20 protein-coding genes are annotated in these 22516 nt (G+C 67.5%); 16 read left to right on the forward strand and 4 right to left on the reverse strand.

Annotation, left to right across the window (positions count from 1 at the left end; genetic code table 11):
• Positions 1-31 precede the first annotated feature (31 nt).
• Positions 32-2149 (reverse strand): FAD-dependent oxidoreductase, encoded by a 2118-nt coding sequence (locus ACN675_RS01690; protein WP_420749256.1) that lies wholly within the window; start codon positions 2147-2149, stop codon positions 32-34.
• A 99-nt stretch (positions 2150-2248) separates the two neighbouring features.
• Positions 2249-3409 carry a cytochrome P450 gene (locus ACN675_RS01695; RefSeq protein WP_420749257.1) on the reverse strand — a complete coding sequence of 387 codons (1161 nt, stop codon included), beginning with the start codon at positions 3407-3409 and terminating at the stop codon, positions 2249-2251.
• Positions 3410-3581: 172 nt separating this feature from the next.
• Here ACN675_RS01695 and ACN675_RS01700 point away from each other — a divergent pair, with 172 nt between their 5' ends.
• The gene (locus ACN675_RS01700; RefSeq protein WP_420749258.1) at positions 3582-5225 is read left to right on the forward strand and encodes an FAD-binding dehydrogenase; all 1644 of its coding nucleotides are present in this window, start codon (positions 3582-3584) and stop codon (positions 5223-5225) included.
• Here ACN675_RS01700 and ACN675_RS01705 read toward each other — a convergent pair.
• Positions 5222-6193 carry an AraC family transcriptional regulator gene (locus ACN675_RS01705; protein WP_420749259.1) on the reverse strand — a complete coding sequence of 324 codons (972 nt, stop codon included), beginning with the start codon at positions 6191-6193 and terminating at the stop codon, positions 5222-5224. The genes ACN675_RS01700 and ACN675_RS01705 overlap by 4 nt on opposite strands.
• A 149-nt stretch (positions 6194-6342) precedes the next feature.
• Between ACN675_RS01705 and ACN675_RS01710 the strand changes: the two genes are divergently transcribed.
• The gene (locus tag ACN675_RS01710) at positions 6343-6993 is read left to right on the forward strand and encodes an NAD(P)-dependent oxidoreductase (protein WP_420749260.1); all 651 of its coding nucleotides are present in this window, start codon (positions 6343-6345) and stop codon (positions 6991-6993) included.
• Here the strand turns inward: ACN675_RS01710 and ACN675_RS01715 are convergent.
• Positions 6990-7634 (reverse strand): MBL fold metallo-hydrolase, encoded by a 645-nt coding sequence (locus ACN675_RS01715; RefSeq protein WP_420749261.1) that lies wholly within the window; start codon positions 7632-7634, stop codon positions 6990-6992. The two genes, ACN675_RS01710 and ACN675_RS01715, sit on opposite strands and share 4 nt — an antisense overlap.
• Before the next feature lie 140 nt (positions 7635-7774).
• On the opposite strand from ACN675_RS01715, the gene ACN675_RS01720 reads away from it, so the two are divergent.
• From ACN675_RS01720 to ACN675_RS01785, 14 genes are all read left to right on the forward strand, one after another.
• Positions 7775-8611, forward strand: a complete 837-nt coding sequence (locus tag ACN675_RS01720; protein WP_420749262.1) for a fumarylacetoacetate hydrolase family protein — start codon at positions 7775-7777, stop codon at positions 8609-8611.
• A gap of 3 nt (positions 8612-8614) precedes the next feature.
• Positions 8615-9559, forward strand: a complete 945-nt coding sequence (locus ACN675_RS01725; protein ID WP_420749263.1) for a 3-carboxyethylcatechol 2,3-dioxygenase — start codon at positions 8615-8617, stop codon at positions 9557-9559.
• A 248-nt stretch (positions 9560-9807) separates the two neighbouring features.
• Positions 9808-10743 carry a 3-carboxyethylcatechol 2,3-dioxygenase gene (locus ACN675_RS01730; protein ID WP_420749264.1) on the forward strand — a complete coding sequence of 312 codons (936 nt, stop codon included), beginning with the start codon at positions 9808-9810 and terminating at the stop codon, positions 10741-10743.
• 4 nt (positions 10744-10747) lie between these two features.
• Entirely contained in the window at positions 10748-11623 is an 876-nt protein-coding gene (locus ACN675_RS01735) for an alpha/beta fold hydrolase (RefSeq protein WP_420749265.1), read from the forward strand.
• A gap of 3 nt (positions 11624-11626) precedes the next feature.
• Entirely contained in the window at positions 11627-12421 is a 795-nt protein-coding gene (locus ACN675_RS01740; protein ID WP_420749266.1) for a 2-keto-4-pentenoate hydratase, read from the forward strand.
• A 4-nt stretch (positions 12422-12425) separates the two neighbouring features.
• Complete coding sequence (locus ACN675_RS01745) at positions 12426-12917, forward strand: nuclear transport factor 2 family protein (protein ID WP_420749267.1); 492 nt, start codon at positions 12426-12428, stop codon at positions 12915-12917.
• Positions 12914-13648: an HpcH/HpaI aldolase family protein gene (locus tag ACN675_RS01750; protein ID WP_420749268.1), complete on the forward strand. Its 735-nt coding sequence runs from the start codon at positions 12914-12916 to the stop codon at positions 13646-13648. The genes ACN675_RS01745 and ACN675_RS01750 overlap by 4 nt, the downstream gene beginning before the upstream one ends.
• Positions 13645-15288 carry a bifunctional 3-(3-hydroxy-phenyl)propionate/3-hydroxycinnamic acid hydroxylase gene (locus ACN675_RS01755; protein ID WP_420749269.1) on the forward strand — a complete coding sequence of 548 codons (1644 nt, stop codon included), beginning with the start codon at positions 13645-13647 and terminating at the stop codon, positions 15286-15288. Before ACN675_RS01750 ends, ACN675_RS01755 begins: the two co-directional genes overlap by 4 nt.
• Before the next feature lie 133 nt (positions 15289-15421).
• A complete protein-coding gene (locus tag ACN675_RS01760; protein WP_420749270.1) occupies positions 15422-16393 on the forward strand; it encodes an ABC transporter substrate-binding protein in 972 nt (323 codons plus the stop codon).
• 67 nt (positions 16394-16460) lie between these two features.
• On the forward strand, positions 16461-17315 hold the full coding sequence (locus ACN675_RS01765; protein ID WP_420749271.1) for an ABC transporter permease: 855 nt from the start codon (positions 16461-16463) through the stop codon (positions 17313-17315).
• Complete coding sequence (locus ACN675_RS01770) at positions 17312-18082, forward strand: ABC transporter permease (RefSeq protein ID WP_420749272.1); 771 nt, start codon at positions 17312-17314, stop codon at positions 18080-18082. The genes ACN675_RS01765 and ACN675_RS01770 overlap by 4 nt, the downstream gene beginning before the upstream one ends.
• A complete protein-coding gene (locus tag ACN675_RS01775; protein WP_420749273.1) occupies positions 18075-18902 on the forward strand; it encodes an ABC transporter ATP-binding protein in 828 nt (275 codons plus the stop codon). Before ACN675_RS01770 ends, ACN675_RS01775 begins: the two co-directional genes overlap by 8 nt.
• 5 nt (positions 18903-18907) lie before the next feature.
• Positions 18908-20551 (forward strand): FAD-dependent monooxygenase, encoded by a 1644-nt coding sequence (locus ACN675_RS01780; RefSeq protein ID WP_420749274.1) that lies wholly within the window; start codon positions 18908-18910, stop codon positions 20549-20551.
• Positions 20548-22515, forward strand: a complete 1968-nt coding sequence (locus ACN675_RS01785) for a flavin-containing monooxygenase (RefSeq protein ID WP_420749275.1) — start codon at positions 20548-20550, stop codon at positions 22513-22515. Before ACN675_RS01780 ends, ACN675_RS01785 begins: the two co-directional genes overlap by 4 nt.
• The last annotated feature ends 1 nt before the right edge of the window (position 22516 follow it).

The raw sequence follows: 22516 nt of genomic DNA on the forward strand, positions 1-22516 counted from the left end.
GTCCCAGCAGCTGGAGTCACAGAAACCGGGGTCACAGCGCGGTCGCGACCTTCCACGCCGAGTGGATCGCGCCCTCGATGTATCCGACGTCGCCCGCATCGCCGACGACCCGCACGTCCGTCCCGGACCCGGCGAGGTCGTCGGCGAGCGGCGCCGCCGCCGACACTCCCGATGCCATCACGACCAGATCGGCGGGGGTGGTGTGGGTTTCGGTGCCGACCCGGAACTCGACCGCGTCCGGGGTGATGCGCTGGACGGTCGCGTGCCGGTGGACGGTCACCCCGACCTCCCCGGCATGGCGGACCGCGGTCCAGCGCCGCGGCATCGCCATCGGCACCCCGAGCTGCTGACCTTCTTCCAGCAGCGTCACCTGCCGGCCCCGATCGGCCAGGAATTCGGCGAGTTCGAGACCCACCAGCGAGCCGCCGATCACCACGACGTTCCGGCCCACCGGCAAGAACTTGCGGGTCACCGAGCGAACGGCACCGGGCCGCTTCGTGATACCCGACAGCGCACCGAGCTTGCCCGCCGTCCGCAGGAACCACGGCTGACCGGAAACATCACCGCTGCCGGTAATCAACGCCCGCAGCGTGTCGCCGGTGTGCACGTGCGGCAGATCGCCCCCGGGCACACCGGGGCGCTCACGCACGGCGCCGGTCGCGATCACCACGACGTCGGGGTTCAGTGCCCGGATCGACGCCGCGGTGGCCTCGGTCTTCAACCGGACGTCGACGCCGAGCCGCCGGACCTCGGCGGTCAGCCAGTTCAGCAGGCGCTCGTTGTCGGGGGTGGTCAGCGTCGAGAACCACAGGGTGCCGCCGAGACGATCCGTCTTGTCGAGCACCGTGACGCGATGGCCTCGTTCGGTTGCGATGCGCGCGACCTCGAGACCCGCGGGCCCGGCACCCACGACGACGACCCGCTTCGCGGCGGCGGTCCGCACGAACGGCACCAGGGCCTCGTTGCCCAGCGCCGGATTCACCGCGCACACCGGGGTGCCGTCCCAGAAGTTCTCCTGAACGCACACATAGCAATTGATGCAGGGTCGCACCTGCTCCGGGGTTCCGGCCTTCAGTTTGCCGACGAGGTCGGGGTCGGCCAGCAGCTGGCGGCCCATCGCGACGAAGTCCGCCTTGCCGTCGGCGATGGTCTGCTCACCCACCTCGGGAAGCATCCGGCCCACCGCGATCACCGGGATCGACACCGCCCGCTTCACCTCCGCGGCCAGGTCGGTGTACGCGCCGACCGTGTTCGGAAGCGGACCGTCGGTGAAGTTGGAGAACGGATTCCGGGCCCACCCGGTGACGTGGACGGCGTCCGCGCCGGCCGCCTCGAACAACACCGACGCCTGCACGGCCTCGGCGGTGGTCAGTGCGCCGGCCTCCCCGTACTCGCGTCCGGCGACACGCACGATCACCGCCAGCGAGTCGCCCACCTCGTCCTTGACGGCCCGGATCACCTCGCACGCCAGCCGTGCCCGGTTCTCGAGCGAGCCGCCGTACTCGTCCGTGCGCCGGTTGTCGGCGCGGGACAGGAACGCGCCGAGCACATAGCCGTGCGCGCAATGGATTTCGACCGCGTCGCCGCCGGCGGCCTTCACGCGGGCCGCGGCCTCGACGAAACACTTGATCAGCCAAGGGATGTCGTCGTCGTCGGCTTCGTGATAGGTGGCCTTCTTGCCCTGTACGACGCTCGCCATCTTCTGCAGTTCCTCGCCGGTGTTGTCGGCGAGCGCACCCATGTCGGGGGCGGCCTGCGGTGTCGACGGCACCAGCAGCGGACGGTCCTGGACGGTGTCGATCCGGGCGACCTTGCCGTGATGGGTCATCTGCACGCACAGTTTGCTGCCGGCCACGTGCACGGCGTCCGCCAGTGCCTTCAGCCCGGGGATGAACCTGTCCTCGGACAGGCCCGGTTCCTTGGTGCTCGCGCACCCGATCGGATACGCGACCGCGCAGCATCCGGTGATGATCAACCCGGTGCCGCCCGCGGCGCGCGCCGCGAAGTGGTCGATGTCGCCCTGCTCGATCTCACCGTCCACGCACAGATTCATGTCCATCGCGGGCATCACCACCCGGTTGGCCAGGGTGATCGGGCCGATGGTGCCGGGGGAGAGCAGGTGCGGGTACGTCTTCTGGCGGGTCGTCACGGGCCGACGCTAAACCCCGTCGGCGCCGGGTCCGGACGACCGTCTTGGTGAACGGGACCTCGCCGTTCGGTGAGGGTTGTGCCGTTCGGTGCGGGTCGTTCAGTGGCGGGTCAGTACGACCGGCACTCGCGTGAACCCGCCCGCCGGATACGCCGCGTGCTCCGGAACCGCGCCGGTCGCGGTGATGTTCGTGGTCGCGGCGAGCAGTTCGTCGACCAGTGCGGTGAGCTCGAGGCGGGCGAGCGGCGCGCCCGGACAGTTGTGGATGCCGCGACCGTAGAGCAGGTTTGCGTCCGGGTCGCGGTCGAGGCGGAACTCGTCGGGATCACCGAAGACGGCCTCGTCACGGTTCGCCGACGCCCACAGCACCATGATCCGTTCCCCGGCCGGGATGCGGCGGTCCGCGACGGTCACCTCCCGGGTGGTGCGACGGCGGTTCGCGATCAGCGGTGCCCGCATCCGCAGGATCTCGTCGCACGCGGCACCGATCCGGTCGGGTTCGGCCCGCAGATGCTTCTGGATGTCCGGATTCGATGCGAGGAACGCGACCAGGATACCGACGCACGCGGCGATCGTGCTCAGCTCGCCGACCGTCCAGTTGCGGATCATCGACACCAGCTCGGCATCGGTGAGCGGCCGGCCGTCGACCCGCTCGCCGAGCAGTTCCGCGGTCACGTCGGGACTCCCGGTCGCCGGTCGGTGGCGGCGCTCGTCGAGCTGTTCGCGGATGTAGCCGTCGAATTCCAGCGCGATCGCCGACATCGCCTCCCGGTCGAGAGCGCGCGTCGCCTCCCGGTTCTTGCGCGTCCATTCGCGTAGCGGTTCGTGCAGGCGCTCCGGCCACCCCATGAATCGGCACTGGATCCGGTTCGCGAACGGTTCGGCCAGTCCGGACATGATCTCGGCCTCACCCGGCCCGAGCGCGTCGATCAGGTCGCGCGCCACCTCGCGGCACGCCGGTTCGAACGCGCGCATGCGGTCGGGCGTGAAGTAGCGGTCGTTGATCGCCCGGAACGACGTGTGCTCCGGCGGGTCCATGCCGTTGGGCACCGACGGATGCGACGACACCGCATTGCTGAAGGTCGCGGGGTCGTCGAGGATCGCCACGATGTCGGCGTGGTGGAACACCGTCCAATTGCGGTAGGCGCTGTAGGCGACGGGGCAGCGGGCGCGCATCTCGTCGTACGCGGCGATCTGATCCGCCTGGACCTGTGGGGAACGCGGGTCCCAGTCCACGTGCGGTTCGGTCTGATCGGACATGGCACCTCGCTCCGGTCGGCAACGGATCCGATCCCAGTGTGCCCACCGCGCTGCTCTCGTCGCGCAGGTTTCGACCGGACGGTCCGCCGGCCGCCGCGGGCTCTCGGCCACGTCGCGTGATGCCGTTCGGCCTCTCCCGTCGTGCAGGGACCGGCCGGTAGTGTCTGCGAGCATGGACGCAGACGTGATCGTGGTGGGGGCGGGTCTCGCCGGGCTGGTGGCGACCGGTGAGCTGATCGACGCCGGGCGCAAGGTGATCCTGGTGGATCAGGAGAACGCGAACAACATTGGTGGACAAGCCTTCTGGTCGTTCGGCGGGCTCTTCTTCGTCGACAGTCCCGAACAGCGTCGCATGGGCATCAAGGACTCCTACGACCTCGCGCTGCAGGACTGGATGGGCACCGCCGGCTTCGACCGCGAGGTCGAGGACCGCTGGCCGCGCCGCTGGGCGCAGGCGTACGTCGAGTTCGCCGCGGGGGAGAAGCACGCGTGGCTCGCGCAGCGCGGGTTGAAGATCTTCCCGATGGTCAACTGGGCCGAACGCGGCGGCTACGACGCCGGCGGCCACGGCAACTCGGTGCCCCGATTCCACATCACCTGGGGGACCGGCCCCGGGCTCGTCGAGATCTTCGCCCGCAAGGTGCTCGCCGCCGCCGACCGCGGCCTCGTCACCTTGAAGTACCGCCATCAGGTCGACGAACTGGTCGTCACCGACGGTGCGGTCACCGGCGTGCGCGGCACCGTCCTGGAACCGACCGACGCGGCGCGCGGCGTGAAGTCGTCCCGCACCGCCGTCGGCGACTTCGAGTTCGGCGCGGGCGCCGTGATCGTCACGTCCGGTGGCATCGGCGGCAACTACGACCTGGTCAAGAAGAACTGGCCGACGCGACTCGGAAACCCGCCGAAGCACATGCTCTGCGGCGTGCCCGCCCACGTCGACGGCCGCATGCTCGAGATCACCGAGAAGGCCGGCGGAAACATCGTCAACCGAGATCGCATGTGGCACTACACCGAAGGCATCACCAACTACGACCCGGTGTGGCCGAACCACGGCATCCGCATCCTGCCCGGCCCGTCGTCGCTGTGGCTCGACGCCACCGGCAAACGCCTGCCGGTGCCGCTGTTCCCCGGATTCGACACGCTCGGCACCCTCGAGCACATCGTCACCACCGGCCACGACCACACCTGGTTCGTGCTCGACCAGAAGATCATCGAGAAGGAATTCGGCCTGTCCGGCTCCGAACAGAACCCGGACCTGACCGGTCGCAACATCAAGCTGCTGCTGCAGCGCGTCCGATCCGGCGCGCCCGGCCCGGTCGAAGCGTTCAAGCAGCGCGGTGTCGACTTCGTGGTGCGTGACAACCTCGCCGACCTCGTCGCCGGCATGAACGAACTGGCCCCGGAAGCCCCGCTCGACTACGCGACGGTGCGGTCGGTGGTCGAGGCCCGCGACCGCGAAATCGCCAACAAGTACACCAAGGACCTGCAGGTCGCGGCGATGCGCGCGGCCCGCGCCTACCTGCCCGACAAGATCGCGCGGATCGCGTCGCCGCACCGCATCCTCGATCCGAAGGCCGGACCGCTCATCGCGGTGAAACTGCACCTGCTCACCCGCAAGACCCTCGGCGGTCTCGAAACCGACCTGTCGTCGCGGGTACTGCGCTCCGACGGCACGGTGTTCGACGGGCTGTTCGCCGCCGGGGAGGTCGCCGGGTTCGGCGGCGGTGGTGTGCACGGCTACCGCTCGCTGGAGGGCACGTTCCTCGGCGGCTGCATCTTCTCCGGTCGCGCCGCGGGTCGGGCCGCGGCCCGCTAGGACTCCGCGGCAGCCGGGCGTCGCACCGATCCGGGTGAGACACCCGTGACCCGCTTGAACGCCCGCGCGAATCCGGCCTCCGACTCGTACCCGGAGCGCGACGCCAGCTCGGCGACCGTGGCCCCGTCGCGCAGGGCCGCGGCCGCCGACTCCATCCGCCACCGCGACACGTAGCGCATCGCCGGTTCACCCACGAGCGAGGTGAACCGGGCGGCGAACGCGGAGCGCGACATCGCCGCTTCCCGCGCGAGCGCGGTCAGCGTCCAGGCCCGCTCCGGATGCCGGTGTATCGCGGCGAGTGCGCGGCCGAGCTGTGGATCCAGCAGTGCCCCCACCCAGCCCCGCTGCGCGGCGGGATCGGATGCGACCCAGCTCCGGATCGCCATGATCACCAGGATGTCGGCGAGTCGGGTCAGCACCGCCTCGCCACCGGGTCGCACCTGCCGCGCCTCGTCGGCCATCAGCGCCAGCACCTGCGCGGTCGCTCCGGGTGCCGCCGCTGCCGCCTCGATCCGCAGGATCGGCGGCAGCAACGAGACGAGACGAGCCGACGTCGGATGATCGAATTCGACGATCCCGCACACCAGGACGCCGCGGTCGCCGTCCCCACCGTGACGCAGCAACGAATAGTGGTCGCCGATCATCTCCTGGGGCAGCACGTCGACCCGGCCGGTGTGCACGGGCGACGGTTCGCTGCGGATCACGTGGCCTTTCCCGTGCGGCACGACCGCGAAGTCGCCGGGGCGCAGACACACCGGCGGCGTGCCCGGCACATCGAGCCACGCCTCGCCCGCGACCACCGCGTGGAAACTGGCGCTGCCCGGGAACGACGGCATCTCGAGTCCCCAGGGCGCGCCCAGTTCCGATCGGCAGTAGAAGCTGCCGCGCATCCGGAGCAGATGCAGTGCCTCACCGAGCGGATCGACGGGTGTCCACGGATAGGGCGCGGGTTCTCGATCGATCGCCATGGCCCCACGATTCTCGGTTCCGGACCGTTCGTCCAGGCCCCGTGGACGAACGGTTGCCGATCGTGGACCCACGGTCATGGAACGTCCCGAATGTCCTTCCTAGCGTGGACTTGTCAACCGAAAGTCAACCGAGAACACGGGGAGGAACCATGAAGATCCTGGTCATCGGAGCAACCGGCGGATCCGGACGCGCCGCGGTGGCGGAGCTGCTCGAACGAGGACACGACGTCACCGTCTTCGTGCGGGACGCCGAAGCGGTGCGCGACATCGCGGACCGCGTCACCGTCCGGCGCGGTGATGCGACCCGTCCCGAGGACGTCGACGCCGCCGTGCAGGGACACGACGCGGTCGTGGTCACGCTCGGTATCAGCGAGAACCCGCTGCGAGTCCGGGCACGCGGACCGGCCCGCACCCCTCTCGACGTGCGCTCGCGGGGAACGCGCAACGTGATCGACGCGATGCGCCGCCACGGTGTGCCCCGGCTCGTGGTGCAGACCTCGTACGGCGTGGGGGAGACGCAGGGCAGGCTGCCGCTCCGCTACAGCCTGATGTTCAAGCTCCTGCTCGGACCCCAGATCGCCGACACCGAGGTCCAGGACGGCCTCGTGCGGGGCAGCGGTCTCGACTGGACCGTCGTGCAGCCGGTGAACCTCACCGACGAACCCGCCGACGGCACCGCCACGGCCACGGTCGACGGCGAGATCTCGAGGTGGCATGTTTCCCGCCGCGAGGTGGGGAAGGTCCTCGCGGACGCGGCGGGAAACGGTACCTATCGGCGCACCACGGTCGCGGTGTCCTAGACCTCGGTGTCGGATTCCTGGGGCAGGACGCGGAATTCCGTTCCCTCCGGCGCCATTTCGCTGTAGCGGCCGTAGAAGATGCCGTTGGCCTGCTCGGCGATGATGGCCTGGTGGATCGGGACGGCGACCCGCGGATTCACCGCGCGCAGGTAGTCCACCGCCTCCCAGATCTTCAGCCACGGTGCCGCGGACGGGAGTGCGAGAACGTCGACGCGCTCGTGCGGGATGTACAGCGAGTCACCGGGATGCAGCAGCCGGGCCGGGTTCTCGTCGTCGCCGAGCAGGAACGCGGTGTTGTCGATGACCGGCAGTTCCGGGTGGATGACGGCGTGCCGGCCGCCCGTGCCGCGGACGGTCACCTCGCCGATCTCGAGCGTGTCGCCCGGGCGCACCGCGGTCCAGTCGCCCTCGAGCAGGTCCGCGGACTGCGGATCCGAGAACAGCTTTGCGTCGGGATTCGCGTCGAGCAGGGCGGGCAGGCGTGCGGCGTCGGCGTGGTCCGGATGCTGGTGCGTGACCAGGATGGCGTCCAGCCCGGTGATGCCCTCGAAGCCGTGCGAGAAGTTGCCCGGATCGAACAGGATCTTCGCGCCGCGGTGTTCGACGAGCAGGCAGGAGTGTCCGAAGTGGGTCAGTCGCATGGGCGTAAGTATCTCCCACCGTCCGTTCTCCCACCTGCTCGCCGCCCGGCGCCTTCCGCGACTGACTATATTTTACTTAACTACTGACGTACTATCGTCGTGAAAATACATTCTTCAGAGGAGATGTGATTGTGAAGTACGTGAGTTTCGAGGTTGAGGGTCGTCAGAGCTGGGGTGCAGTGGTCGACGGGCAGGTCTACGACCTGGGCGTGAACGGCGCCGACGTGGCCGCCTCCCTGCGCGACGCCATCGCCGCGGGTCTGCTGCGCGATTCGCTGGTCGACGGTCTCGAACCCGTTGCCCAGGAGTCCGAGGTTTCCTTCCTGCCGGCTGTGCCGAACCCCGCCAAGATCATCTGCGTGGGCGTCAACTACCGGTCGCATCTGGAGGAGACCGGTAAGGCCGAGGTCGGTGCCCCGACCCTGTTCACGCGGTTCGCCGACTCCCAGACCGGTCACCTGGTCCCGGTCGAGATCCCGGCGGTGGGCACCCAGTTCGACTACGAGGGTGAGCTCGCCGTGGTCATCGGCGCTCCGGCCTTCAAGGTTCCCGCTGCCGAGGCGCAGTCGGTGATCGCGGGCTACAGCATCTACAACGATTTCACCGTGCGTGACTGGCAGCGCGCCACCACGCAGTGGATCCCGGGGAAGAACTTCCCGCGCACCGGCGCGATGGGCCCGTACTTCGTGCCGGCCACCGACATCGAGGACATTCAGGAATGCACCCTCGAGACGCGGGTCAACGGTGAGCAGCGCCAGAAGGCCACGATCGCGGACATGCGGTGCCCGATCGACCGGTTGATCGAGCACATCTCGACCTTCACCCCGCTCGCGCCCGGCGACATCATCGTCACCGGAACCCCGGGTGGTGTGGGCCTGTTCATGGACCCGCCGGCGCTGCTGAACCCCGGCGACGTGGTCGAGGTCGAGATCACGGGGCTCGGGGTCCTGCGCAACGAGATCGTCGCGGAGCAGTAGCCGATGGCCATCGCGGTCTGCACGATGTCGCACTCGCCGCTGATCGGCGAGATCGAGCCCGCCGGTGGTGTGCTGGACGAGATCCATGCGGCGACGGCCGAGGTTCGGAAGGCGATCGAGGCGTTCGATCCCGAGATCACGATCGTGTTCGGGCCCGACCACTTCAACGGTGTCTTCTACGACATGATGCCGCCGTTCTGCATCGGCTCCGAGGCCATCAGTGTCGGGGACTGGAGCACGCAGCAGCGCGCGCTGCCGGTCGACCGGGAGCACGCGGCCCGGCTCGTGCAGGCGGTGTTCGACGAGGAGATCGACGTTGCGCAGTCCGAGAGGCTGTATGTCGACCACGGCATGACGCAGACGCTCGAGATACTCTTCGGCGTGGACTACGAGCGTCCCATCGTGCCGGTGTTCGTCAACGCGGTCGGTCTGCCGCTGGTGTCGATGCGCCGCGTGCGCAGGTTCGGTGAGGCGATCGGCCGCGAGGCCGCCCGCTGGAACAAGCGGGTGCTGATCGTCGGATCCGGTGGCCTGTCGCACGATCCGCCGGTCCCGAAGCTCGAGGGGGCGCCGGAGCAGGTGCGTGAGCGTCTGATCGACGGTCGTCACTACACCCCCGAGCAGCGGGAGGAACGGCAGCGCCGGGTCATCGAGGCCGCGCGCGAGCACGTCCTGACCGGTACCGGTCAGCAGCCCCTGAACGAGGAGTTCGACCGGCTCGTCATGGACACCTTCACCGACGGCCGTCTCGACGCGGTCGACGGATGGGCCACCGACTGGATGGCGCGTGAGGGTGGGGGATCGGCGCACGAGATCCGTGCGTGGGTCGCCGCCTTCGCGGCGGTCGATGCCGTCGACACCCCGACGGTCGCAGGCCGCTGGTACTGGCCGGTCCACGAATGGGGTGCCGGTTTCGGCATCATGCTCACCGATCCGGTCGGTCCCTGAGCTCCGATCTTCCGGGCGGCACAATGTGTTGCCTCTCCAGCCACCCCGGTACGGGCAGATCTGTCCGTACCGGGGTGGCTCTCTTCATGCCCATCGCGCCCGGCGAATAGCCGGAGTCACAAATCGTGGCGAAGTGTGGTTGCGGTCATGTGACTCTAGTCTCTAGAGTGACGACTCTAGAGACTAGAGTCTTTTTCCCGTCCTCGATCCTGCCCAAGTGCGGGTGCCCCATGAAAGGAACTCCTGTCATGCCTTTGGCAGTCGCCGCCCTGTCCCATGCGCCGTCATTCGGCAATGTCGACCCGGGAGGCACGACGATGGCGGAAATCGAGGCCGCAATCGGTGAAGTGCGCTCCTTCGTCGAGAGCTTCGATCCCGAGGTGGTCGTCGCACTGGGCCCTGATCACTTCAACGGCCAGCTGTACTCGCTGATCACCCCCTGGGCGATCGGAGCCGAGGCCGTCGGTGTCGGTGACTACGGCACCACGGCAGGCCCGGTGCCCGTCGACGGAGACATCGCCCGAACCCTGCACACACTGGTCCTCGAACAGGGAATCGACATCGGCCGGTCCGAGCGGATGACGGTGGACCACGGCATCCTGCAACCGCTCGAATTCATCTACGGCCACCCCTTGAGCCGGCCCATCGTTCCGATCTTCGTCAACGCACTCGGATTCCCGCTCACACCGATGCAGCGTGTCCGGTTGTTCGGGGAGGCTCTCGGCCGGGCGGCGCAGCAGCTCGACAAGCGAGTTCTGCTGGTGGCCTCCGGCGGCATCTCGCACAATCCGCCCGTCCCGCGCTGGGACGACGCCCCGGAACCGGTGCGCCGGCGCCTCGTCGAGTACGCCCCCAGTCGGGAGGAGCGCGCCGCCCGCGAACAGGCGATTGTGAAGGGCATCCAGGCCATCGCCGACGGCAAGGCCTCGAGCGCACCGCTCAACGAAGCCTGGGACACGCTGGTGCTGAACACCTTCCGTTCCGGTGAGCTGTCCGCCGTCGACGGTTGGGACAACGACCGATTCGTCGCCGAAGGGGGCAGCGCGGCCCACGAGATGCGCAGCTGGATCGCGGCATATGCCGCCCTGTCCACCGCCGGTCCCTACCGGCTCGCCGTCGACCACTACTGGGCCGTGGAGACCTGGGGCGCCGGCTTCGGTATCCAGGCCGCGATCGGAGCGTGAGGACATGTACGAGTTCAAGACCTTCTGGGAAGCCGTCGCCGACCTGCCGCACCGCCTCGAATATCTCGAGGTGAACGGCTGGCGCACCCGCGTACTCACCGTCGACCGCCCCGGCGGACCCGACGAGCAGACCGTGGTCCTGCTCAACGGAACCACCGGCCACATCGAGGCCTTCACCCAGAACATCCGTGCTCTGGCCTCGAAGTACCGGGTGGTGGGATACGACTATCCCGGTCACGGCTTCACCACCCTGACCGACCACGACCTCGAGATCCCCGAATACGAGGAACATCTGCTCGCCCTGCTCGACGTGCTCGGCCTGGACCGCGCGCACCTGTGCGGCGAGTCCCTCGGCGGCTGGATCGCGATCAAGTTCGCCGCCCACCACCCCGAGCGGGTGCGGACGGTGATCCTCAGTGCCCCGGGCGGTCGCGTCACGACCGCCGAGCGGGTCGACCGTGCCCAGTCGGTCAGCCGCCAGGCCGTCACCGAACCGACCTACGACAACGTCAAGAAGCGGCTGCAGGTCGTCATCCACGACCCCGGCAAGATCACCGACGAACTGGTCCGCATCCGGCAGGCGGTGTACTCCCGCGACGGATTCGGCGACGCCATGCATCACATCGCGGTGCTGCGTCAGCCCGAGACGCGCTACCGCAACCGGGTCACCGACGAGGACTTCGCGGCGATCCCCGTACCTGCACTGCTGGTATGGACCGACCACGAGCCCAGCGGCGGACCCGAGGTGGGAAAGGAACTCGCCGAGTCGATTCCGGACGGCCAGTTCCTCCTCATCGAGAATGCGGCGCACTGGCCGCAGTGGGAGGACCCCGAAACCTTCAACGCCACCGTCCTCGACTTCCTCGCACGAAAAGGCTGAATCATGACAGAGACCAGCGTCATCGAACAGATCGCCGACGAGCTCTATCGCGCCCGCCGCGACGTCACCACCATGGACTTCGTCAGTCCGCGGCTGCCCGAGCGTGATCTCGATGCGGCGTACAGCATCTCCGAGCTCGTCGCGGCCCGGCGGGAGGCCGAACTCGGTGTGCGTCGTGTCGGCCGTAAGGTCGGTCTGACGAACCCGCTCGTGCAGAAGCGGGTCGGGGTCTTCGAACCCGACTACGGCATCATCCACGACGACATGGTCCACTCCTCGGGCGTCGTGATCCCCGCGTCCGCGCACAACTTCCTGCGCATCGAGGCCGAGGTCGCCTTCGTCCTGGCGAAGGACATCCTCGTCGCCGACCCCGATGCGATCGAGGACGCGATCGAATACATCACTCCCGCATTCGAACTCGTCGATTTCCGCTTCGCCGGCAATGTCGGGAAGATCGTCGACACCATTGCCGACAACGCAGGGTGCGACGGGGTCGTCCTCGGCGAGGAACGACACGCCTACGGCGAGGTCGATCTCACCGGTGTCGAGATGTCGATCACCACCGCGACCGGTGACGAGATCACCCGGGGCGTCGGAAGCAACGTGCTCGGCCACCCGATCAAGGCGGTGCAATGGCTCGCCGAGACGGCACTGCGGATCGGGCATCCGTTGCGGGCCGGCGAGATCCTGCTCTCGGGTTCGATCGGATACATCGAGCCCTGGCCGGCCGACGTCGAATGCACCGCCACCATCACCGGACTGGGTTGTGTGCGCGCAACCCTCGATTCGAAGGCATGAACCGATGACCGAGAACACCGAGAACACCGAGAACACTTCCGGGTCCACACCCGCCGTCACCACCGAGATTCGCGTCGCCATCGAACAATTGGTGGCGGAGCATCATTGGCTGCTCGACCACGGCCACGCCGACCGGCTCTACACCCTGTATGCCGAGGATGCGGTCTCGGTCGGGCCGCTGGGCACCATGAACGGCCGCGACGCCATCAAGGCGTGGGGGGAACGCCGGGTCACCCAGGACGCGGGAACGGTCCGCCACTTCTCGGGCGGCACCCGACTCGCCTGGAAGGACGGAGTCCTCACGGGCACGACCTACTACACGACGTTCCGCAGCACGCAGGACGATCCGCTGCGCCCCGCCAGCGTCGGCGAGTTCCGCGAGGAATACGTCCAGGTGGACGGGGAATGGCGCATCCGCCGCCGGGAGATCGTTCCGGTCTTCGGCGGCGAGAACGCAGCGGCGCACGCTCGCCGGCTGGCCGAGGCCGGCAAGTGACGAGCATCCCCGCCCTCCTCCACGTCGCCACGCCGTCGTTGAGCATCGTCGAAAGCGGCTTGTTCAACGGGTACGACGGGGTCGTCATCGACCTCCAGCACGGTGAAGTCGGGCTGGAGACCGCCTGCACGATGCTGCGGGCGATCCCGCGCGACGTCCGATACCGGTACGTGCGCGTGGCGAGCATCGACTCGGGTCCGATCGGTCGCCTGATGGACAGCGGCGCGCGCGGCATCATCGCACCGACCGTCGAAAGCGCCGATGAGGCAAGAGCGCTCGTGGCGGCGACCAAGTATCCCCCGCTGGGGCGCCGCAGCCTGGGGCCCAGCCGCCCCCAGCTGTATTCCGGCAGCAGCTACACCGAGGCCGGGAACGACGCGGTCGAGTGCATCGTGCAGATCGAGACGCGCCGTGGCCTCGACGCCGCCGAGGAGATCCTCTCGGTGGACGGTGTCGGGTCCGTCTACATCGGACCGGCGGATCTGGCCGTGTCCTTCGGTCTCGGAGGCGGGGCCGACTGGGCGGACGGTCCGGTGTACGACGCGATCGTCGAGATCGCAAAGGTCGCACGAGCATACGGACGAACCTGCGGAATCTACGCCGGTTCCCCCACTTACGCAGCCGATCTGGCTCGTGCGGAGCTGATCGATTACGTGGGGCTCGGGATCGACCTTGTCATGGTCGGGGCCCAGGCACGCCAGAACATTGCATCCCTGAGGAGTGAATCGTGAACACGGACGTCCTGATCATCGGCGCGGGCCCCACCGGTCTCACGCTCGCGAACCTGCTCGGCCGGCACGGTGTGCGCACGGTGCTGATCGAGGCGCTCGACGAGCTCATCGACTATCCGCGGGCGGTCGGTATCGACGACGAGGCGCTGCGGGTCATGCAGTCGATCGGCCTCGTGGACAAGGTGCTGCCGCACACGGTCCCCGACCAGCAGGTCCGGATCGTCAACGGCGAGATGAAGGTCATCGCCGAGATCAACCCCACCACACGTGAATTCGGATGGCCGCGGCGCAACGGCTTCGTTCAGCCGCTGGTGGACCAGGTCTTGCTGGAGGGCCTGGAGCGTTTCGAGACGGTCGACGTCCGGCTCGGGACCGAAGCGATCGACCTCGCCTACACCGACGACGAAGCGACGGTCACCGTCAAGTCGGGGGAGGTGACCTCGCAGATCACGGCGCGCTACGTCATCGGGTGCGAGGGCGGCCGGTCCTTCACCCGGACCCGCCTCGGCATCGAGTTCGAAGGCGAGACCCGCAAGCAGCGCGGTCTCGTGATCGACGTCGCCGACGACCCGATCGGCACGCCGCACGCGGTGTTCGGCGGTGACCCCACGCGTGGCTACGCCACTTTGAGCCTCCCGCACGGGATTCGGCGTTGGGAGTTCATGATGCTCGACGACGAGGGGGAGGAGCTCGTGGAATCGGACGAGTTCATCTACGGTCTCCTCGCCGATCACGTGCCCGACCCGAAGCGGCTGAACATCATCCGTCGACGTGTCTACACCCATCACGCGCGGTTGGCGTCCCGGTTCCGGGAAGGGCCGATCCTGCTGGCCGGCGATGCCGCTCACGTCATGCCGGTGGTCGCCGGGCAGGGATGGAATTCGTGCATTCGTGACGCGATGAATCTCGGCTGGAAGCTGGCTGCGGTGGTGAAGGGCCACGCCGACGACGCGTTGCTCGACACCTACGCGGAGGAGCGTCGCGACCATGTGAAGGCAATGGTCGATCTGTCGGTCGGCATGGCCAACCTGGTCACCAACCGCAGCAAACTGCGTTCTGCGGCACGTGATGCCGCAGCAGTGGTCGTCGACCGGTTGCCGCGACTGAAGGCGTATGTTTCCGGGCAGGGCTTCAAGCCCATGCCGCGCTACGAGCGCGGCGTCGTGGTGCCGGCGCGGGTGCCCCGGTTGAAGTCGGTACCCGTTGCGGAGGACTTCAAGTCGGCTGTCGGTACGTTGTTCCCGCAGCCGCGGGTGTGCACGACGGCCGCGACCGATCGGCTGCTCGACGATGTGACGGGGTCCGGCTGGCGAATCTTCGTGTGGAACAACGATCCACGGCAGCTCGTCGACAAGGAGAACCTGGAGCGACTGGAGTCGCTCGGCGCACGCCTGGTGCATCTGGTACCTGCCTCCCAGCTGTCGTGGGCAACGGAGAACACCGGGGACGGTGTGCAGGTAGTGGGCGATCCGTCGGGCGTGATCAAGTCCTGGTTCCATCGTCGGCCGTTCTCGGCGGTGGTAGTGCGACCGGATCATGTCATCGCGGCCGAATGTCTCGCTCAGGATCTCGACTCGACCCTGGAGTCGGTATTTTCCGCTGCCCGACTGCGGTGGCCGGAAGAATACATTCCTCAGTGAGAATGCAATAAAACTTGACCAATATTAAATCTGTGACATAGTCGATGTTGCGGGCGTCACATCTGCACGGCCCATCAAGATCGCCCGGAACAGTCGGATTCCGGAACAGTCGGATTCAGGGAAGAAGGAATTCATGAAGCGGACCTTGTCTGTGCTCGCCGGAGGCGCGGCGTTGGCACTTGCGCTGACCGCGTGCTCCAACGGATCGAACGACGGTGCCGCATCGAAATCGGACAGCGGTCTCGACATCGTGAAGGTGGGGCTTTTCCCCTCGTCGGCGGTGGGTGCCTTCCAGATCGGCATCGACCAGGGCTTCTTCGCCGAGCAGGGAATCGAAATCGAACTCGTCATGGGCCAGTCGAGCGCTGCGCAGTTGCCGGCCGTGAATTCCGGGAGCCTCGACTTCATCCTGGCCAGCCCGACCACGCCGCTGGTCGCGAGCAGCAAGGGCCTCGATGTACCGATCGTGTCCGGCTACGCCAAGAACCGCCCCGGCACCTTGGGTGACTCCGTCGCCGTGCTCGTCGGCGCGGGCTCGGATATCAAGTCGGCGAAGGACCTCGAAGGTAAGCGTGTCGCGATCAACGCCCTCGGGAGCATCGGCGAGATCGGCATCAAGGAAGCGGTCGCGCAGGAGGGCGGCGACCCCGAGTCGATCACCTTCGTGCAGCTCGGTTTCGACCAGGTCGCCGCGCAGCTCGAGAGCGGGCAGATCGATGCCGGAATGGCCGGACCGCCGTTCATCGGACAGATCCTGAACAACGGTGGCGCCGTCGTCAGCGACTTCATCCCGGCGGCAGGCCTCGATGGAGCCGAGCTGGTCATGGTGGCCGGCAGGAAGCTCATCGACACCAAACCCGATCTGGTCGAACGGTTTACGGAAGCCCTCGACGAAACTCTCACCTACGCCGAAGCGCATCAGGACGACGTCCGCGCCCTGTTGCCGAAGGTGATCGGCACCGCCCCCGAGGTCGCTGCGAAGACCGAGTTCATCCAGTGGGATGCGAAGTTGGACGTCGACGCGATCGACCAGTTCAGCACCCTGCTGGTGAAGTACGACGTCATGAACAAGGAGCCCGGCGAGAACGTCGTCTGGAACCACTGACCGCGTGGGTCGGGCCGCGAGGCCCGACCCACCCCATGCCTCCGCAACACTCGAAAGGTTGCCTGCCATGAGCGTGGCACAACGAGAACTGGAGAAGCCCGTGGCGGCACCGCCGCAACGGGACAGTTCCCGAGAACCCAGTGCAATCGCCCCGTACAAGCCGCTTCTCCTCGGTGTGGCCGGCAGTCTGGGCTTTCTCCTGATCTGGCAGGTGTTCTCTGCCATCGGACCGGTCGGTTCGCACTATCTGCCACCCCCGACGGTGGTGTTCGCGGAATTCGTCGAGAACCTGTCCGATCCCGATTTCTGGACCTCGGTCGGCTACACGCTGCGTGCCTGGCTGATCGGTCTGGTGGTCTCCAGCGTCGCCGCCATCGTGGTCGGCGTGATCATCGGCTCCAGTACGTTCCTCAGGCGGGCGACCCACTCGACCATCGAGTTCCTTCGGCCCATCCCCGCGGTCGCGCTCATCCCGCTTGCCGCGCTCCTGTACGGACCGGCCCTCAGCGCCGAGCTTCTGATCGTCGTCTACGCCTGCTTCTGGATCGTGCTGGTCCAGGTGCTCTACGGCGTGGCCGACGTCGACAAGGTCGCCACGGACACCGCCCTGACCCTGCAGATGAACTTCTGGCAGAGAGTCCGCCACCTGCTCTTCCCGACCCTGCTGCCCTTCCTCATGACCGGCATACGCCTGGCCGCCACGGTCGCGCTGATCCTGTCCGTCGGCGTCGAGCTGATCATCGGCACCCCGGGCCTCGGCCAGGACGTCGCACTCGCACAGATCAACGACGACGCGCCGGCGATGTTCGCCCTCATCGTCACCAGCGGCGTGCTCGGCATGCTCGTCAACTGGCTGATGGGAACGATCGAACGCAAGGTTCTCTTCTGGCACGCCTCGGTGCGTGGAGGTGTGAAGTCGTGAATACACTGAAGAGTCTCGGATATTTCGTCGGCCTGCCGATCGTGCTGATCGCAGCATGGTGGGCGGCCACGCGGGGCGGTGGCAGCTTCTACGTTCCCGACCCGGACCAACTCGTCACCGCGTTCCGCACCGTGTGGCTCGGCGACGGATTCACGCAGGACGCGCTCCCCAGTATCGCGCGCCTGCTGGTCGGCCTGGCGCTGTCCATCGTCCTCGGCGTCGGTCTCGGTATCGCCATCGGTTCGATCGACTGGGTGCGATGGCTGCTCAGCCCGCTGCTCGAGTTCCTCCGCGCGGTCCCGTCGACGATCATGATCCCGGTCCTGCTCCTGCTGATCGGCATCAACGACGCCATGAAGGTCACCGTCATCGTCCTCGGATGTCTGTGGCCCATCCTCCTCAACACCATCAAGGGCGTCGCCTCCATCGACGAGGTTCAGAGCGACACCGGCCGGGTCTACGGACTCACCGGCATCGACCGGATGCGGTATCTCGTACTCCCGGCCGCCTCACCGCAGATCTTCGCCGGCATCCGCCAGAGCCTCGCGGTCGGCCTCGTCCTGATGGTCGTCTCCGAGATGTTCGCGGCCACAGAGGGAATCGGCTACGCCATCATCAACTTCCAGAATCGGATCGACATCCCCGAGATGTGGAGCGGCATCGTGCTGCTCGGGCTGCTCGGTGTGGCGCTGTCCGTGTTGTTCCAGATCGTCCAGGGCCGAGTCCTCGGCTGGTACGAAGGATTGAAGGAAAGTGCGAATGACTGATCACCAAGACGTTCGACTCCGCGTCGACAAGGTCAAGAAGGTATACAGCCGGGACGGCAAAGACTTCGAAGCGGTCAAGTCCCTCACCTTCGACCTGCACCAGGGTGAATTCGCCTGCCTCGTCGGCCCGTCGGGAAGCGGCAAGACCACGCTGCTCAAGTGCATCGCCGGTCTCATGGCGCCGACCTCGGGTGCGGTCGTGCTCGACGGCAGGCCCGTCAACGGGCCGGCCAGGGGTATGGCCGTGGTGTTCCAGGAGTACGGCCGCAGCCTCTACCCCTGGATGACGGTGGCCGCCAACATCGAACTGCCGCTCAAGATCGCCAAGCTGTCCAAGGCGGAGCGTCGCGCACGTGTCGACGAGGCTTTGCACTCGGTCGGCCTCGAGCAGGCTCGCGGCAGCTACCCCTGGCAGTTGTCCGGGGGCATGCAACAGCGCGTCGCCATTGCCCGCGCGGTCGCCACGCATCCGAGCGTCCTGCTCATGGACGAACCGTTCGCCGCTGTCGACGCGCAGACCCGGGCCGACCTCGAGGACCTCGTCCGCTCGGTATGGAAGCGGCACAACATGACCATCCTCTTCGTCACCCACGACATCGAGGAGTCCGTCTACCTCGGTCAGCGGGTCCTGGTGCTGTCGAGCTCGCCCACGGTGATCCAGGACGACGTGAAGATCGACCTGCCGGACGAGCGGGACCAGCTCGGCACACGCTCGCTCACCCGCTTCAGCGAACTGCGCGCCCATGTCTACGAGCAGGTGCAGATCGCCAAGACCAACAAGACCGGAATGGTCACCTCACGCCAGGCGGCGGTGTTGTGACCGCGATGAACATGCAGCAGAACAACATCGATGCAGACGTTGTCGTCGTCGGCGGAGGTCCCGTGGGGCTCACCCTCGCCCTGCTTCTCGCCGACGAAGGTGCCCGGGTCTCGGTGATCGAACCGATGACCGCCCCGGGGGACCTGCCCCGCGCCATCAGCATCGCCGACGAGTCCTTCCGCATCCTCGAGCGTCTGGGCTTGGCCGACGACCTCAAGGCGGAGTCCTATCTGGACACCGGGGCACGCTATTTCGGTCTCGGCGACCGCTTGCTCGCCCAGTCCAAGCCCGTTCCCTCCCGTACCGGACACCCCGCGAAGTCGCAGTTCGATCAACCCGTCCTCGAACAGCTGCTGTGGGACAGGGCGGTCGAACACCCCGACATCGACTTCCGAATGGGCCAGCGCGCGGTGGCGATCACCCAGGACGGCACGACCGTCACGGTGACCACCCGCTCCGAGGACGGCGTCACCTCGACCGTCGTCGGATCGTGGCTGGCCGGCGCGGACGGTGGCCGAAGCTTCACCCGCGATGCCCTCGGTGTGCCCCTGGTCGGATCGACCCAGGAAGAACGCTGGGTGGTCGTCGACCTGCTGAACACCACCCGCGAGAAAGAGCCCTACGCCGAGTTCCACGGCAACGGCGACCGACCGTACGTCTACGTCCCCGGCATCAAGGGACGACTGCGTCTGGAATTCATGATGCTTCCCGGCGACGACGCCGAGGAGATCACCCGCCCGGACAAGATCCGCGAACTGGTCCTTCCGTTCCACCCACAGGTGACCCCGGAGGACATCCGCCGCGCAGTCGTCTACGTCGCCCACCGCCGGCTCGCCAAGACCTACCGGGCCGGACGCGCATTCCTCGTCGGTGACGCCGGCCATCTCATGCCCCCGTTCTCGGGCCAGGGACTCAATGCCGGTCTTCGCGACGCGTCGAACCTGGCCTGGAAGCTGCGGGCCGTACTCGACGGTGTGGGCACCGACCGTCTGCTCGACAGCTACGAGTCCGAACGTCGTACCCACGCCAAGAAGATGGTGCGCATCTCGCACATCACCGGTTCGATCGTCATGGCCCGTGGCGTCGCAGCGGCCGCCCGCGACGTCGTCTTCTCCGTGGCTCGACTGTTCCCGCCGGTCCACGCGTATCTGTCCTCCATGCGGTTCATCACCCCGCCGGACTACTCCAAGGGCGTCGCCGTCGAACCGGCACGTGAAGTGGACTCCCGCTTCGCAGGCACCGTCGGCAAGGCCATGAGCCAGCCGACGGTCGAGACCGCCGAGGGCACCACCTCGCCCCTCGACGCGCATCTCGGAACCGGATGGGCGATCCTCGAACTCGGAACCACAGGGGACGGGCAGGTCGCGCGCGATCCGTTCTGGAACGGCGTCCCACGGGTGCGTCTTCTCCCACGCGGCCACCAGCGTGGTCCGCAGGAGGCAGGGCCCTCCGATCTGACCGACCTCACCGGCGCGTTCGTCGACCCGGCCCGCCCGCTCGGGGTACCCCACGCCGTCGTCGTTCGCCCGGACCGCTACGTCGCGGCTGTGTTCACTGCTGCCGACGAGGCACGGGTCGTCGCCGCACTACGGACCTACGTCGACCTCTCGCGCAGCGTCGACCGCTCCCGGAGGAAAGAGAACAGATGAGCACTTCTGGTATCGACCGCTACGACGACCTGTTCTGGCGCGACGAGTACGAGCCGATCACCGAATCCGACGACTTCCTGCAGGAGATCGCCGACAAGGCCGATCTTCCCTCGCTGCTGGTGGCCATCGCCGCCGCCACGGGTGACACCGCCGTCCTCACCGAGGACCTGCGCCCACCGCTGACGCCCGTCGACACGATCGGGCATCCGCACGGTGGCATGTCGGAAGCTCAGCAGGACAAGGCTCGCGAGCTCGCGCTCGCAGGGCTGCGCCGCATCCGCGACGAGCGGATCACCAGCGTCGGCATGCTTTCCGACACCGCGGTCACCGACGTCCTGGGCTATCTCACCGGCGGCAACGCCGATTGGTCCGACTCGCTCAAGCACGAACTCGATCTGGCCGAGGACAAGAGTGCCGCTCCCGACTGGCGCTTCGAGGACGTCGCCGAGGGACGCCGCTTCGAGGTGCTCATCGTCGGTGCGGGTGTCTCGGGTATCGCCGCCGGGCACCGCTACCGTCAGGCCGGTGTGCCCTTCACGATGATCGACGCCGCCGATCGGCTGGGTGGTACCTGGCAGAAGAACCACTACCCCGGAGTGCGCCTGGACACACCGACTTTCGGGTATTCCTACTCGTTCGCACAGCGGGTCGACTGGCCCCACCAGTTCGCCGAGGGTGGGGAGATCGACGACTACCTCAACACCGTCGCCGAGCGGGCCGGACTCGCCGACCTGATCGAGTACGGCACCCGGCTGGTGAGCGCCCAGTGGGACGACGAGGCCGGCGCATGGACCGTGGTCACCCGCGACAGCCAGGGCAACGAGCGCACCCGCACGTTCCAGGCGGTCATCAGCGCGGTCGGGCAGCTGGACATCCCGAACATCCCCGACTTCCCCGGCGCCGAACGTTTCCGCGGTGCCACCATGCACTCGCAGGAATGGGACGACTCCTACGACTGGCGCGGCAAGCGCGTCGCGGTCATTGGTACCGGCGCCAGCGCCTACCAGATCGTGCCCGCCATCTACGACGAGGTGGCGTCGCTGACCGTCTTCCAGCGCAGCGCCCCGTGGATGCTGCCCGCCCCGACCTACCACGACAACCACTCGGAGACCTTCGCCTGGCTGGTGAACAAGGTCCCCTACTACGGTCAGTGGTACCGGCTCTGGACGATCACCCAGGGCATCCCCGGGCGGTTCCACACCGTCCGCGCCGAAAAGGACTGGCCCGGTGCGCCGTTGAGTGTCTCCGCCACGAACCAGAAGGTGCGCGACGAACTGATCGCGCGGCTGACCGAGCAGTTCGAGGGACGACCGGACCTGTTGGAGATCGCCGTCCCGTCCTACCCGCCGGGCGCCAAGCGCATGCTGCGCGACAACGGCGTGTGGGCGAAAGCGCTGATGGCCGAAAGCACTACGGTGTCGACGCACGCCATTGTGGAGCTGACCGAGACCGGAATCCGTACCGCTGACGGGACGCACCACGAGGTCGACCTCATCGTCTACGCCACCGGATTCAAGCCGTCGGACTACCTCGACGGTGTCGAGGTGATCGGTCGAGGCGGGGTGGAGATCCACGAATTCTGGAAGGGCGACGCCCGCGCGTACAACGGCATCACTGTGCCGGGCTACCCGAACTTCTTCATGCTGTACGGGCCGAACATCGGTGGTGTCGTCGCCGGCAGCCTGCACTTCATGCTCGAGCGCGCCGGGGAGTACTCGCTCGAGGCGATCCGTGGGGTCCTCGACCGGGGTGTCAAGGCTCTCGACGTCACCCCCGAGGCGCTGGACCGCTTCGTGGAGTGGGTCGATCGGGAGAACCGTCTGATGGCGTGGGGCCAGCCCTACGTGCGCAGTTGGTACCAGAACAGCGTCGGCCGGGTCTCACAGGTGTGGCCCTACACCAACGCCGAATACTGGAAGATCACCGAGCACGTGGACCCGGACGACTACGACTTTCTGCCATGAC

Origin of the sequence: Rhodococcus sp. O3 (assembly GCF_048897285.1) — a bacterium.
Lineage (GTDB): Bacteria > Actinomycetota > Actinomycetes > Mycobacteriales > Mycobacteriaceae > Rhodococcus.